This is a genomic window from Streptomyces sp. FIT100 (assembly GCF_024584805.1).
Classification (GTDB): Bacteria; Actinomycetota; Actinomycetes; order Streptomycetales; family Streptomycetaceae; genus Streptomyces.
This window is the reverse complement of sequence record NZ_CP075715.1, coordinates 3942294-3956890: the sequence shown is the minus strand read 5'-3', so window position 1 is coordinate 3956890 and position 14597 is coordinate 3942294. Positions and strand designations below refer to the sequence as shown.

Below are 14597 nucleotides of genomic sequence, written 5' to 3'. Positions count from 1 at the left end.
CCCCCTCCCACGTCTCGCTGATGTCAGCCGGAGAACTTCACGTCCGTGATGGCCTGCTTGTAGCCCGCGCCGCTGACGCCGTCCTGCGGCGAGTAGGGCATCGCGGTCATCCACAGGAGCACATAGCGGCTGTTCACCGGCTCCTTCATGGTCAGTTTCGCCGAGCTGTCGTTCGTCTGGGTCGTTGCGATCTTCTTCATGGATTCGACAGGACCGGACGGCGACAGGGAATCCACGGCATACAGGGAGACCTTGGTGTGCGGTCCGCCGTAGCGCAGCGCTATCGAAGCCGCGGAGATCTCCTTCGCGGCACCGAGGTCGTAGACGATGCCGACGCCCTGCTTGATCGACGGAACCAGGTCCGGGCCGTCGAGGTAGTACTTGGTGCGCCAGTAGGAGGAGCTGTCGTCGTCGTATGTGTTGCCGACGTCCGCCGCGTTCTGCGGCTTGCCGTCCGGGGCGTATTCCTCGGCGTCCTGGATGGCCAGCGGCAACGGTGCCTTGGGCTTGTCGTTCTGATCTTCGTCCGTGGTCTGGGTGTTTCCGGGATCCGGGTTGGCCGCGTCGCGGTCGAGGAGCCTGTCGGCGATCTGCCAGCTGCCCAGTCCGAGCGCGGCGATGAGCAGAGCGGACACGGCCCACTTGAGGGCCTTGCCCGTGCGGCTCTCCAGAGGGGCGGGTGGAGCCACGACGGGCTGGGGCGTGGCAGGCCCTGCATGGGCCGCAGGGCGCCCGTAGGTGCCCTGCTGGTAGGTCGTGCGCTGGTACTCCGGCGGAGGGGTGAAAGCGGGCTCCGGGGGGCGGATACGAGGCAGCTCCCCGACCGCCTTTGCGAGCTCGTCCGGAGTGGTGCACGGCGGCTCCTGGCGGGACGCCGTGGCTCCGTCGTTGACCAGGGCGCGCATGGCGAGCTCCGACAGCCCTCTATGGACCCCGGCCCGCACCTGGTCGGGGGCGATGAGGCCGATGCCCTTCGGAAGCCCCGTGAGGCCGTAGGCGTTGCTCTCGTACGGCCAGCGCTGAGTGAGCGCGGCATAGAGCAGGGCGCCGATGGCCTCGGTGTCGGTTCGCTGTGGGCGGTCGGCGCTGATTCCGCGCAGTGCGGCGTTCACGGCGAGTCCGCGGATCCGGTACTGGCCCGTCGAGCTGCGCAGGACCGCGTTGGGGGTCAGGCGCAGATGGGCCAGCCCCTCGCGGTGAGCTGCGGCCATCGCCTGGGAGAGCTGGCTGACCAGTTGGTACGCGTCGTGAGCCTCCATCGGCCCGGCGGCCAGGAGAGCGGTGAGCTCCGTGGCGTCGGGCAGCCACTCATGGACGACGTAGACGAGGTCGTTCTCCTCGACGGCGTCCAGCACCTGCACGAAACGGGGGTCGCCGAGGAGCGCCGAGGAGCGGGCTGCGGCGAGTACCGACCGGGCTCGTGGATGGTCGGCCGGGAGGATGTGCACTCCGACAGCGCGGCGGAGTTTCTCGTCGACCGCACGCCAGCTACTGAATCCGTCCAGACGGGTGACGCACTCCTCGAGACGGTAGCGTCTCGCGAGTTTGTGGCCGCTGTGCAGTTCGGGCGTCGTAATGGTGGGCTGCTCGGCGCTCTTGCTCTCGCTGCCCTTGTTGTCGGCGCTCTGCTCCGCCGTGTCTTCGGCTTCCGCCACCCCGTCGGTCGTGGCCTTCTCCGCCTTGGCGGCCAGCGGGTCGTCACCGCTGTTGTCGGCCACGTCGACGGCAGCCGTGCTACGTTCCGCCACCGTCGTTCCCTGCCTCCCCATCCGTTGCGCCATATCCAACAGCCATGCCAATTGTGCCCACAGTCCGGCGCTATGCACGACACACAGTGGCGGACGATGGTTGTGCGCGAACCGGTGGCTCTAGCGCCCGAGACGGCCGCGCACCATGCCGACCATGGCGTTGAGCTCCTCGATCCTCATGCGCTTCGCCGCGACGAAGAAGACGCCGAGCAGGACGACTCCGCCGAAGACGAGTGCCACGAGCGATCCGAAGGCGCCCTCGCCCAGCAACTTCAGCAGGAGGAAGCCCACCGCGCCGGCCGCGAGAGCGGCGGGGACCGACGCCAGGCAGAGCCGGGCGTAGGTGCGCAGAACATGGGATCCGTCGAGGTCTCCGCCGAGCTTGTTGCGCAGACGCCGCCAGGCGACGCCGACCCCGACCGCGTATGCGAGGCCGTACGAGGCGGCCATGCCGACCACGGCCCACCGGGCGGGGAGCAGGAGGTAACAGGCGGCCGAGGCAGCCGCGTTCACAGCGGCCACGATGACCGTGTTGTAGAAGGGCGTGCGGGTGTCCTCGTAGGCGTAGAAGCCGCGCAGGACGACGTACTGCACCGAGTAGGGGATCAGGCCGAGGCCGAACGCCATGAGGATGAAGCCCATGGACTGGGCGGCCTGAACGCCGCTGGAGGCGTAGAGCAGCGTGCACATCGGCACGCCCAGCGCGAGGAAGGCGAAGGCGACCGGGACGATTGCAACCGCCGAGTTGCGCAGCCCTTGCGAGATGTCGTCCCGCACGGCACCAGGGTCGTCGTCGTGAGCGGCTCGGGAGATCCGTGGCAGCAGCGCCGCCATGACCGAGACGGTGATGATCGCCTGCGGCATGCCCCAGATCAGCTGCGCGTTGGTGTAGGCGAGGAAGCCCGCCCCGTCCTTGCCGGACGCCTCACCGGCAGCGGTGGCGAGCTGGGTGACCACGAGAACGCCGGCCTGGTTGGCGAGGACGAAGAGGACGGTCCACTTGGCCAGCTTCACCGTCTTGCCCAGCCCCTGCCCCTTCCAGTCGAAGCGGGGGCGGAAGCGGAAGCCCGTCTCGCGGAGGTAGGGGATCATCGCGAGGGCCTGGACGACCAGGCCGAGCAGCGTGCCGACGCCAAGCAGCCGCACGCCCTCCGGCGGGATCGTCTGCACGTTCATCTGGGTCTCGGCGGAGGTGCCGTAGACCCAGATGAAGAGGCCGAAGGTGAAGATCATGACGACGTTGTTGAGGACCGGAGTCCACATCATCGCGCCGAACTTCCCGCGGGCGTTGAGGATCTGACCCATCACCACGTGCACACCCATGAAGAAGATCGTGGGCAGGCAGTAGCGCGCGAAGGTGACGGCCACACTGTTCGCCGGCGGGTTGTCGGCGATTGTGGCCGACATGAGCCTGATCAGCAGGGGCGCCGCGAAGACGGCGATCGCGACGATCATCCCGAGCGCCACCATCACGAGCGTCAGGAGTCGGTTGGCGTAAGCCTCTCCGCCGTCATCGTCGTTCTTCATGGCACGGACGAGCTGGGGCACGAAGACCGAGTTGAGACCGCCGCCCACGGTGAGGATGTAGATCATCGTCGGAAGCGTGATGGCGACGGTGTAGGTGTCACCGAGCAGGGCGGCGCCCAGGGCTCCGGTGATCACCAGGCTCCGGAGGAACCCGGTGAGCCTGGACACAAGCGTGCCAGCGGCCATCACCGCGCTCGACTTGAGTAGTCCCGAGGCCCGGCCGCCGGGCTTCTTGGGAGCAGGCGCCGGGGCCGGCTCCACCACCTCGGCGGGTGCCGGCGGCTGGCCGGAGCCCTGCTGGTCCCGGTAGAGGTGGGCGAACGCGTTCGGCGCCGGCCCTTCCTCGCCCGCTCTGGTCACCAGTTCGTCGACACCGGTGAACTGGACGGTGCCGGCATCATCCCCGTAGGGCAGATGACGCGACGGGCCGTCCGGCTCGGGAGGCGGGGTCTGGGCCCAGATCCGCGGGTCCGGGGCGTGCTGCTGGGCGGGCGGCTGCTGATAGACGGAGGCCGGCTGCTGGTAGGCACCGGGCGGCGGTGGCGGATGGGAGGCACGGTCGTAGAGCGCCTCGGACACGGGGTCCTGAGCGGAGAGGTCCTGGGCTCGGTAGGGGTCGTGCGTGTACGCCTCGTGGACGTACGGATCCGTGGCCTGCTCGGGCGGCGACGATGGCCCCTGGCCCGCAGCCGACGACTCCGCCCGCTGTGGACCGGGCGGGGGGTACTGAGGCCCCGGGGAGGGCGCGGTGCTGCCCGCTCCCTGCCCGCGGTCACCGTCGTACGGCGCGTTCATGGTTACCCCACCTCATCGTCCCCGGCCGACCGGCCATGGCATGGCTGACCTGACATAGCTCAACGGTCCACTTTCTCACCCGCGCCCGACGGGTCCGCGCTTTCGGGTCCGGTGTCCGGCGTCGGGTCACTCGGCTGCTCGGGGCCGACGCCGTCCTGCTCAGAGGCGTCGTCCTCGTCCGCAACAACGGACGGCTCACGGGCAGCGGCGCGCTTGCGCTGGGTGTACATCCTGACGCCTGCCAGGACGAGCAGAAGCACGCCACCGGCGATCACGAGCATCACGGTCGGGGTGATCTCGGAGACCTTGACTGTGAAGGTCATCTCGTCGCCGTAGGGCCTGCCGTCCTCGGTGTAGAGCCGCGCCGTCACCTGGACCGGGCCATTGGCGTTGGCAGCGGCCGCGAACTTCACCGACTGGCTGTGCCCGCCCTCGATCTTGATCTGCTGCTCGGCGACGAAACTGCCGTCGTCGAGCTTGAGGCGCGTGGCGTTCGCCGACTCCAGCCGGAGAACGAGGTTGTCGACCCCTTGCACCAGCTTGTTCTGCACGGTCACGGGGATCGTCGCGCTGCGGCCGGACAGTGTGACATCGGACTTCTGGATCAGTTGCACCTCGGTGGCGAGGACGTCGAGAAAGCCCTGCACGCCCCTGCGGTACTCGGCCGCGGGCCTCGCCTTGCCACGCCAGGAGGTGGACATCTCCCGGCTGATCGCATTACCGAACGGGGTCACCACCCGGTCCGGCGAGGTGAGGATGACCTTGAAGTTGTCGAGGGACTCCTGGGTGGACTTGATGTCCCGGAACGTCTGTACCGGCAGCTCCCGTGCTCGGAGGCTCGCCGGGTACCGGGAGGCGGAGGGAACGTCGGTGGTGGCGTCGGGATCCGGCTTGGCGGCTGCGGCGGCGATGAGGTCGAGCGGCTGCGTCCAGCGCTGCGCGGCAAGGCCCTCCAAGGCGAGCGCCATGGTCTGTGCCTGGGAGGCCGTCGGCATCCGCTGCGGCGCGACCACGATGTTCCGCTGCTGGTCCGGTGCCTGCAGGGTGAGTGCCAGCGTCTGCGCGAGGAACTTCTGCACCGCGAGTGTCGAGTTCCCCGCCCTCGTCATGTCCCCGTAGAAGGCGGTCGACAGCCGGCTGTCCGCGACGACGGCCGTCGTGCCGCCGCCGATGGGCCGTGCCGCGGACGGGGTGTAGGACACCGCACCCGTCTCCCGGAGGCTGTCGCTGCGAGCGATGATCTTGTGGGCTCCCGCCGAGGTCGCCACGTTCACGATCGACGGGTCGATGGCACCCTCGACCGGCCAGGCGAAGTCGACGGACGGCTTCACATGGAGGATCGTCTCGACGGTCGTCTCGGCGACCGCGGTGGCGGGCTGGAGCTGGCTGAGCGAGCCGGAGACGTCCTTGCCACGGTGTGCGAGTGAGGCAAGATCCGGGTCGCCGTACGGCAGCGCCACGACCTTGCTCCCCTGCACCGCCTTCTCGAGCGAGCTCAGCCATTTCTTGGCGACGGCCTGGCTACGGCCCGGGACCGGGTTGTCGGTCCCGTTCTTGATCCGGTAGTTCCGGGTCATCGCATCGACCGTGGCCAGCAGATCCGGGTCGATGACCCAGGTCACGGGAAGCTCGCTACCGAGCGAAACGAGCTCTTCGAGCCTGCCGCCCGGGGCGAGCTCCGCAGCCAGGCCATCGTTCTCGAAGATCGGCGTCTGCTGTTCGTCCGAGCCGGTCTCTGCGGACAGGTGGGTCGAGGAGATCAGCGGCCAGAGGTAGGTGAGCCGGGTCTTCTTCTCCGCGGCCTCCGGCTGCCAGGGCAGGAAGGTCCTCTCGATGCCGAGCACATGGTCGTACGGCTCGCTTTTGGTCTCCCCGGAGAGGGACACCCCGAGCTGGTACACGCCTGCCCCGTCGAGTTCGAGCTTGTTCACCGGGACGGCCAGCGAGAAGTTCTTGCTGTTCCCGGCCGCCAGCTCGGGGAAGGCGACCTTGTACGGGCCGCCGAGCTTCCTGGCGTCGTGGCTCGACGAGTAGCCGGTGCGCTCGGACGCCTCGTCGATCTCCGGCCGCCCGGACATACGCGGCCCCACCCGAAGATCGACCTGGGCGCCGGTGATCGCTTCCTTGCCCTGGTTGGTCACGGTCCCTGTGATGGTGAGCGTGTCGTCTTTCACAGGGGCACTGGGCAAAAGTGAGTCGAGAGACACATCGACGGTGCGGGAGCCCGTCTGGTCCGCCGCGGCGTGCGCCGGTGAGGCCGCCTGCACATACAGCAGGCCGGCGAGTAGGGGTGCGCCCGCGAGGAAGGCGGCTGTGCGCCGCATCCACTGGCGGGCAGGCGAGGGACCCATCCCCTGGAATTCTGCCGCCTCGGCCACGCGCTCGTCCGTCCCTTGTCGTCTGTTGCCGTTGGTGGGTGTCGCTAGGTACGTCCACGCATGGTAACGAGGTGCGCGGTGGTGACGTGCTCGGGACTGCTCCACATGATCGGAAGAACGGCGGGTGCACGCGAAACAGGGAAGCTCGCATTCGCGCGGGCACGTACCCTTTTCTGTTGTGCCGAACGCCAACGAAGACAACCCCACTGCACTGAGTCAGGTGCAGCTCCGCGCGGTCAGCGAACTGCTGCGGGTGTCCCCTGTCGCCGATGACCTCGCCCGCCGCTTCCAGCAGGCCGGGTTCAGTCTTGCCCTGGTGGGCGGCTCGGTCCGGGACGCGCTGCTCGGTCGGCTCGGCAATGACCTCGATTTTACGACCGACGCCCGCCCTGAGGACGTTCTGAAGATCGTCCGGCCGTGGGCGGACTCGGTGTGGGAGGTAGGGATCGCGTTCGGCACGGTCGGGTCTCAGAAGGTCGCCCGCGTCGGCGACGCCGTTCAGCGCTTCGACATCGAGATCACGACGTATCGCTCCGAGGCGTACGACCGGACCTCCCGCAAGCCTGAGGTCTCCTACGGTGACTCGATCGAGGAAGACCTCGTCCGGCGTGACTTCACCGTGAACGCGATGGCTGTCGCGCTCCCGGAGAAGGAATTCATCGACCCTCATGGCGGCCTTGAGGATCTGGCGGCGTGCGTGCTGCGCACCCCAGGCGCCCCTGAGGACTCCTTCTCGGACGATCCGCTGCGGATGCTGCGCGCGGCACGATTCGCGGCCCAGCTGGACTTCGAGGTGGCACCCGAGGTCGTGGCGGCAATGAGGGGGATGGCGGAACGTATCGAGATCGTCTCCGCCGAGCGGGTTCGTGATGAGTTCAACAAGCTGATCCTTTCTCCGCACCCGAGGAAGGGTCTGTCGCTTCTGGTGGACACCGGTCTTGCTGAGCACTTCCTCCCCGAACTGCCGGCTCTGCGACTGGAGAGCGACGAGCACCACCGTCACAAGGATGTGTACGAGCACTCACTGACCGTGCTGGAGCAGGCCGTCGACCTGGAGGAAGGCGGACCGGACCTCGTGTTGCGCCTCGCCGCGCTGCTCCACGACATCGGTAAGCCCAGAACGCGTCGCTTCGAGACAGACGGCCGTGTCTCCTTCCATCACCACGAAGTGGTGGGCGCCAAGATGACCAAGAAGCGGTTGACGGCGCTCAAGTACTCCAATGACATGGTCAAGGACATCTCGCGGCTGGTGGAGCTCCATCTGCGCTTCCATGGATACGGCACCGGCGAGTGGACCGATTCGGCGGTGCGACGGTACGTACGTGACGCCGGCCCGATGCTCGACCGTCTGCACAAGCTGACCCGCTCGGACTGCACCACGCGGAACAAGCGGAAGGCGGCCGCGCTGTCGCGCGCCTATGACGGGCTGGAAGAGCGCATCACTCAGCTCAAGGAGCAGGAGGAGCTCGACTCGATCCGCCCGGACCTTGACGGTAACCAGATCATGGAGATCCTCGGTGTCGGTCCTGGCCCCGTGATTGGCCAGGCGTACAACGCGCTGCTGGAGCTGCGTCTGGAGAACGGGCCCATGGAGCATGAGGCCGCAGTGGCCGCGCTCAAGGAGTGGTGGGCGACGCAAGGCTGAGGCGAGCCCGACCCTGTTCCGCAGCGAGCCATGTTTCACGTGAAACATGGCGGTGCGCGGAGGGCTGGATGTGTTGGCGAGAGGGGCGATGTTTCACGTGAAACATCGCCCCTCTCGCCAACGGGCCATGGCTGCAGCCACGAGGCCGTAGATCACGGCCACTGAGAGGACGAGCGGGACGGACCTGCCGTCCGGTGGCAGCATCAGCGCGGCCACGCCTGCGGCGGCGACAAAGGCCACATTGAACATCACGTCGTAGAGCGAGAACACCCGACCGCGGAAGGCATCATCGACAGATGTCTGGACGATGGTGTCGGTGGCGATCTTCGCCCCCTGGGTGATGAGTCCGAGAGTGAATGCGGCGATGAGTATCGGGACAGGAGCGAACGGTAGCGCCAGGGCCGGTTCGAGTACGGCCGCTACTCCCGCGCACGTCGCCACCCAGCCGTACGCTCCGAGCCGGTCGACCGCCCACGGCGTAATGACGGCAGCGGCGAAGAAGCCCGCACCTGAAATCGCCAAGGCCAGACCGAGCAGAGCGAGACCCTCCGACTCTGTGCTTGACCAGGCGTACCGGCAGAGCATCAGAACCATGACGGTCAGCAGGCCGTAACAGAAGCGCAGCGCCGACATCGCCACGAGAGCCCGTGCCGCCGTTCTGCGTTCTGACAGATGGCGCAAGCCGCTGATGAGGCCGCGCGCCGTTGAGGCCACCGCGGCGGCAAGGCGGGGCTGAAGCTGCTCGGGATCGGGGCCGAGCAACTCGCGTCCCAAGCGCAGGGAGGCGAACGCGGCGCAGAGATAGAGCGCGGCGCCCAGGGCCACGACCGTGGCGTCGGAATCGGCAGCGAGAAGTCGAACAGCGAAAGCGAGCCCGCCGCCGGCAGTCGCCGCGAGGGTTCCCGCTGTCGGTGAGAGGGAGTTGGCCACGACGAGCCGCTCTTCATCCACCACGCGGGGCAAGGCGGCGGACAGTCCGGCCAGGATGAACCGGTTGACAGCTGTGACGGAGAGCGCGGAGGCGTAGAAGAGCCAGTCGGGGACGCCGGAGAGGATCAGTACCGCTGTGCCGGCGGCAAGGCCGGCACGCAGCAGATTGCCGTACAGGAAGATCTGGCGGCGCTGCCACCGGTCGAGCAGGACACCGGCGAAGGGGCCGACGAGGGAGTACGGCAGCAGCAGCACGGCCATCGCGGAAGCGATCGCGGCGGGTGAGGTCTGCCGCTCCGGTGAGAAGACGACGTACGCGGCGAGCGCCACCTGGTAGACGCCGTCGGCGGACTGTGAGAGCAGCCGTACCGCGAGCAGGCGGCGGAAATTCGTCAGGCGCAGGAGTACGCGCAGATCACGTACGACAGGCATGTGCGCAAGCGTCACACAAGCAGAGGGTCCCCGGACATACGCCACGGGGACCCTCTGCTTGTCCATAAGGACGGACGAGTGGTGCACCGCGCTCCGTCTCGATGACGGGCGGCGCAGCGTCTGGCTAGCGCTCGACCTCGCCCCGGATGAACTTCTCCACGTTCTCGCGGGCCTCGTCGTCGAAGTACTGGACCGGCGGAGACTTCATGAAGTACGAGGAGGCGGAGAGGATCGGACCGCCGATACCCCGATCCTTGGCGATCTTCGCGGCGCGCAGGGCGTCGATGATGACACCCGCCGAGTTCGGGGAGTCCCATACCTCGAGCTTGTACTCCAGGTTCAGCGGGACATCGCCGAACGCGCGGCCCTCCAGGCGGACGTACGCCCACTTGCGGTCGTCGAGCCAGGCCACGTAGTCCGACGGGCCGATGTGGACGTTCTTCTCGCCGAGCTCCCGGTCGGGGATCTGGGAGGTGACGGCCTGCGTCTTGGAGATCTTCTTGGACTCCAGGCGCTCGCGCTCGAGCATGTTCTTGAAGTCCATGTTGCCGCCGACGTTCAGCTGCATCGTGCGGTCCAGGATGACGCCCCGGTCCTCGAACAGCTTCGCCATGACGCGGTGCGTGATGGTGGCGCCGACCTGCGACTTGATGTCGTCACCGACGATCGGGACGCCGGCCTCGGTGAACTTGTCGGCCCATTCCTTGGTGCCGGCGATGAAGACCGGGAGGGCGTTGACGAAGCCGACCTTGGCGTCGATTGCGCACTGGGCGTAGAACTTCGCGGCGTCCTCGGAACCCACCGGTAGGTAGCAGACAAGAACGTCGACCTGCTTGTCCTTGAGGACCTGGACGACGTCGACCGGGGTCTCGGGGGACTCCTCGATGGTCTCGCGGTAGTACTTGCCCAGACCGTCGAGGGTGTGGCCGCGCTGGACCTTCACACCCGTGGCCGGGACGTCGCAGATCTTGATGGTGTTGTTCTCGCTGGCACCGATGGCGTCCGCGAGGTCGAGCCCGACCTTCTTCGCGTCGACATCGAAGGCGGCGACGAACTCGACGTCACGGACGTGGTAGTCGCCGAACTGGACGTGCATCAGACCCGGCACCTTGGCGGCCGGGTCGGCGTCCTTGTAGTACTCGACGCCCTGCACCAGCGAGGCGGCGCAGTTGCCCACGCCGACGATGGCTACGCGAACCGAACCCATTCCGGTTGCTCCCTGTTTGTTCTCGTACGAGACCCTGCGTGGATGCGGGGCCTCACTTGGTGGTGTCTTCGGACGGATCCGGCTGCTCGGGGTGCCCGGAAGGGCTCCCCTCAGGGGGCGCTTCGCCCCGGTGCCGGGGCAGGCCGCCCGTCTCTCCAGATGTGTAGTCCTGCGGAGCGTCGTCCTCGCCGGAAGGGGATCGTCGCTGATCCCGCCCGGCCCGCTCGCTCTCGATGAGCTCGTTCAGCCAGCGCACCTCGCGCTCCACGGACTCCATGCCGTGCCGCTGCAGCTCAAGCGTGTAGTCGTCGAGGCGCTCGCGCGTGCGGGCGAGAGAGGCGCGCATTTTCTCCAGGCGCTCCTCCAGCCGGCTGCGGCGGCCCTCCAGCACGCGCATCCGTACCTCGCGCTCCGTCTGGCCGAAGAAGGCGAACCGGGCTGCGAAGTGCTCGTCCTCCCAGGCGTCGGGGCCCGTGTGGGACAGGAGCTCCTCGAAGTGCTCCTTACCTTCTGCCGTCAGCCGGTAGACGATCTTCGCCCGACGGCCGGCGAGGGACGCGGCGAGGGCGTCCTCGGGGGCACTGCCCGGCTCCTCGATCAACCAGCCGTTGGCGACCAGCGTCTTGAGACAGGGATAGAGGGTCCCGTAACTGAACGCGCGGAAGATCCCCAGCGACGTGTTGAGCCGCTTGCGCAGCTCGTATCCGTGCATCGGAGCCTCGCGGAGCAGGCCCAGAACGGCGAACTCGAGGATGCCGGAACGTCTGCTCATCGATCGCCTCCTCCGCCTTCCTCGGCCCCTATGCCGTAGTGATGTATCGACTCGATACATCCAGACGATAGAACGGCTCTCCTGTTGCGACAAGAGGAGGCATCGTGACCGGCGTCACATCACTAATTCACGCCACATAAGTTGCCTGCTTTGGGGTGAAATCGTCCCCTAGGGAGGTTTTGGCCGTGCGTAGTCTGTGCGGCATGCAGACCACCGGGAACCGTGTGACGCCGCCAAGCGTCGTCGTCCTGGATGCACCACGGATGAGCCCCCCGGCGGGCTCGTCCGTATCCATATCGGGGGGACCGGATCTCAACTGCCGCTTCCAGGCATTCATGCCTGCCCGAGGAGTAGTCGTTCGATGAGCGAGCACCGTCGCAAACCGCCGCAGCCCCAGGGCGGCGGACGCGCCGCGGCCAGGCGCGCCGCACAGCAGCCCTCAGGCCGCCGCGCAGCCCCCTCCCGGGGCACCAGCACCGGATCCCCTTCCGACGCGTACGAGCAGGAGCGGCCGTACGGCGGGCGCGCCGAGGCCCGGCGCGCGGCGCAGCGCAGCGGTGGGGGCCGCAGAAGGGCCGCCGAGGGCGGTGGAGCAGGCTACGGAGGCCACGGCGGCCGCCGTGGCGGAGGTGATTCCGGCGGCCCTGGCGGCCGTGGCCGGGGCGGTTACCCCGGAAAGAAGCGGCTGATCGACTATCCGCGCCACGACAAGTACGGCTGGCGGCGCTGGGTGCCGTCGTGGAAGCTCGCGAGCGGGCTGTGCCTGGCCTTCCTCGGGAGCCTGATGGCGGCGGGGACCATTGCGTACGCGATGGTGGGCGTGCCCGACCAGAACCTCGCCTCGAAGGCGCAGAACAACGTCTACTACTGGGCGGACGGCACACAGATGGCCGCCACCGGTGGTGAGGTCAACCGCCAGATCATCCCGATAGCGCAGATCCCGCTCGAAATGCAGAACGCGGTGATCTCCGCCGAGAACAAGACCTTCCGCAAGGACTCGGGCGTCGACCCGATGGGTATCGGTCGTGCCCTCTTCAACATGGCGACGGGCGGCGAGACCCAGGGCGGCTCGACGATCACCCAGCAGTACGTCAAGAACACACGGCTGAGCCAGGAACAGACCCTGAGCCGTAAGTTCAAGGAGCTCTTCATCTCCATCAGGGTGGGCGCCACCATGGAGAAGGACGAGATCATGGAGGGCTACCTGAACACCGCGTACTACGGACGCGGTGCCTACGGGATCCAGGCGGCCGCCCGCACGTACTTCGCCAAGGACGCCAAGAAGCTCAACGCAAGCGAGTGCGCCGTGCTCGCCTCCCTGCTGAAGGGTGCGACGTACTACGACCCGGCCGGCGCAGAGGAGATCGACCCCGCGGCCAACGCCAAAGCCAACACCGAGCGCCTCGCCAAGCGGTGGGCGTGGATCCTCGGCGAGATGGTGAGGGACGGTCACCTCTCCGCGGCGGAGCGGGCCAAGTACACCGCGCTTCCCGACGTCCAGAGTATGAAGAAGAACGCTCAGCTCGGCGGGCAGGTCGGTTACCTCGTCGACCTGGCCAAGGCCAACTTCATCAACAAGAACGATCTCGGCATCACCGCCGACGATCTGACCACGGGCGGCTACGAGATCCACACGACCTTCGAGAAGGACAAGGTCACGAAGCTCGAGAACGCCGTCAAGAAGGTCTACAAGGAGAACATCGACCCGAAGAAGCGCCCGGACAAGGACACCCATGTCCAGTTCGGCGGAGCCTCGGTGGAGCCCGAGACCGGGAAGATCGTCGCCATCTACGGCGGCCAGGACGCGACCAAGCACTTCACCAACAACGCCAACGACACCGGTGCCCAGGTCGGCTCGACCTTCAAGCCCTTCGTCCTGGCCGCGGCGATGGACGTCGGCGTCCGTGATCCGTCACTGGGTCCCGATCAGGGGGCCGAGAGCCGCACCCTCGTCGATCCCAACAAGAGCAAGTACAACGGCGTCAACAAGCTCAAGATCAAGAACTACAACGGGACCACCTGGGAGAACGAGGACGGTGAGCAGTGGCTCCAGACCAATGACGGTCAGGAGTCGTACCCCGACATCACCCTGCGTGAAGCGATGGTGAAGTCGGCGAACTCGCCCTACGCCCAGCTGGGCATGGACATCGGCATCGACAACGTACGGCAGACCGCGATCAAGGCCGGTCTGCTGGAGGACAGCCTGGTCAAGGCCGACGTCCCCTCGTTCTCACTCGGCATCTCCGACCCCAGCGCCATCCGCATGGCGGGGGCGTACGGGACCTTCGCCGCGAACGGGGAGCAGACGGAGCCCTACTCCGTCACCCGGGTGGAGAAGGGAGGGAAGACCATCTACGAGCACGAGGGCGACAGTGACAGGGCCTTCTCGTCCGCCGTCGCGAGCAACGTGACCGACGTCCTCAAGGATGTCGTCGAGAAGGGCACCGGCACGAACGCCCAGCTGCCCGACCGCGAGGTCGCCGGCAAGACCGGTACGACGGACGGCAACAAGTCCGCCTGGTTCGTCGGGTACACCCCTCAGTTGTCGACCGCCATCGACATGTACCGGCTGGACGACAACGAGAAGAACAAGGACCGCAAGTTCCTCGAGATGTTCGGTACGGGTGGCCAGGAGAAGATCCACGGCGCGTCGTTCCCGTCCGAGATCTTCAGGGACTACATGTCGGGGGCGCTCAAGGGCAAGGAAGGGATTCCGTTCCCCGAGCCCGAGCCTCTCGATGCCGAGGCCGTCTACGGCGGTGGGCTGAAGAGCCCCGAGCCGACCCCGTCCGTGACGCCGTCCGAGACCCCGTCCGAGTCGCCGTCCGAGTCGCCGTCCACGACGCCGTCTGAGTCGCCCGACCCCAGCAGCTCCTGCGACCCGTTCGGCTGGAACTGCCCCCCGACCGGCGGCCAGGACGACGGAGGAACCAACACCGGCACCGATACGGGCGGCACGACCGACGGCGGAGCCACGGACGGCGGGGCGACCACCAGTCCCTCGCCGCCGACAGGCGGCAGCGGCAATGGCAACGGCAGCCAGGGCAGCAACACCTCAGGCGGCTGGCTCGGAGGCGCCGACAGCTGACGGCCACGTGTCCGGCATCCGTCGTAAGGGCCGTCGCACCGGAATCGTTCCTCCGGTGCGGCGGCCCTCGCCGTT

General features: G+C 67.6%; 8 protein-coding genes. 2 read left to right on the top strand and 6 right to left on the bottom strand.

Annotated features, from left to right (window positions below):
- Nucleotides 1-23: 23 nt before the first annotated feature.
- From KK483_RS17755 to KK483_RS17745, 3 genes are all read right to left on the bottom strand, one after another.
- Nucleotides 24-1748, bottom strand: coding sequence for a protein kinase family protein (locus KK483_RS17755; protein ID WP_262006194.1), 1725 nt, complete (start codon nt 1746-1748; stop codon nt 24-26).
- A gap of 120 nt (nt 1749-1868) precedes the next feature.
- On the bottom strand, nt 1869-4070 hold the full coding sequence (gene murJ / locus KK483_RS17750; protein ID WP_262006193.1) for a murein biosynthesis integral membrane protein MurJ: 2202 nt from the start codon (nt 4068-4070) through the stop codon (nt 1869-1871).
- A gap of 59 nt (nt 4071-4129) precedes the next feature.
- On the bottom strand, nt 4130-6448 hold the full coding sequence (locus KK483_RS17745) for a DUF6049 family protein (protein WP_262006192.1): 2319 nt from the start codon (nt 6446-6448) through the stop codon (nt 4130-4132).
- A gap of 178 nt (nt 6449-6626) precedes the next feature.
- On the opposite strand from KK483_RS17745, the gene KK483_RS17740 reads away from it, so the two are divergent.
- Nucleotides 6627-8093 (top strand): CCA tRNA nucleotidyltransferase, encoded by a 1467-nt coding sequence (locus KK483_RS17740; RefSeq protein WP_262009572.1) that lies wholly within the window; start codon nt 6627-6629, stop codon nt 8091-8093.
- 93 nt (nt 8094-8186) lie between these two features.
- Here KK483_RS17740 and KK483_RS17735 read toward each other — a convergent pair whose 3' ends face one another.
- From KK483_RS17735 to KK483_RS17725, 3 genes are all read right to left on the bottom strand, one after another.
- Nucleotides 8187-9455, bottom strand: coding sequence for an MFS transporter (locus tag KK483_RS17735; RefSeq protein WP_262006191.1), 1269 nt, complete (start codon nt 9453-9455; stop codon nt 8187-8189).
- Nucleotides 9456-9579: 124 nt separating this feature from the next.
- Entirely contained in the window at nt 9580-10662 is a 1083-nt protein-coding gene (locus KK483_RS17730; protein WP_262006190.1) for an inositol-3-phosphate synthase, read from the bottom strand.
- 52 nt (nt 10663-10714) lie between these two features.
- Complete coding sequence (locus tag KK483_RS17725) at nt 10715-11434, bottom strand: PadR family transcriptional regulator (protein WP_262006189.1); 720 nt, start codon at nt 11432-11434, stop codon at nt 10715-10717.
- A 361-nt stretch (nt 11435-11795) separates the two neighbouring features.
- Here KK483_RS17725 and KK483_RS17720 point away from each other — a divergent pair, with 361 nt between their 5' ends.
- Nucleotides 11796-14522 (top strand): transglycosylase domain-containing protein, encoded by a 2727-nt coding sequence (locus KK483_RS17720; protein WP_262006188.1) that lies wholly within the window; start codon nt 11796-11798, stop codon nt 14520-14522.
- The last annotated feature ends 75 nt before the right edge of the window (nt 14523-14597 follow it).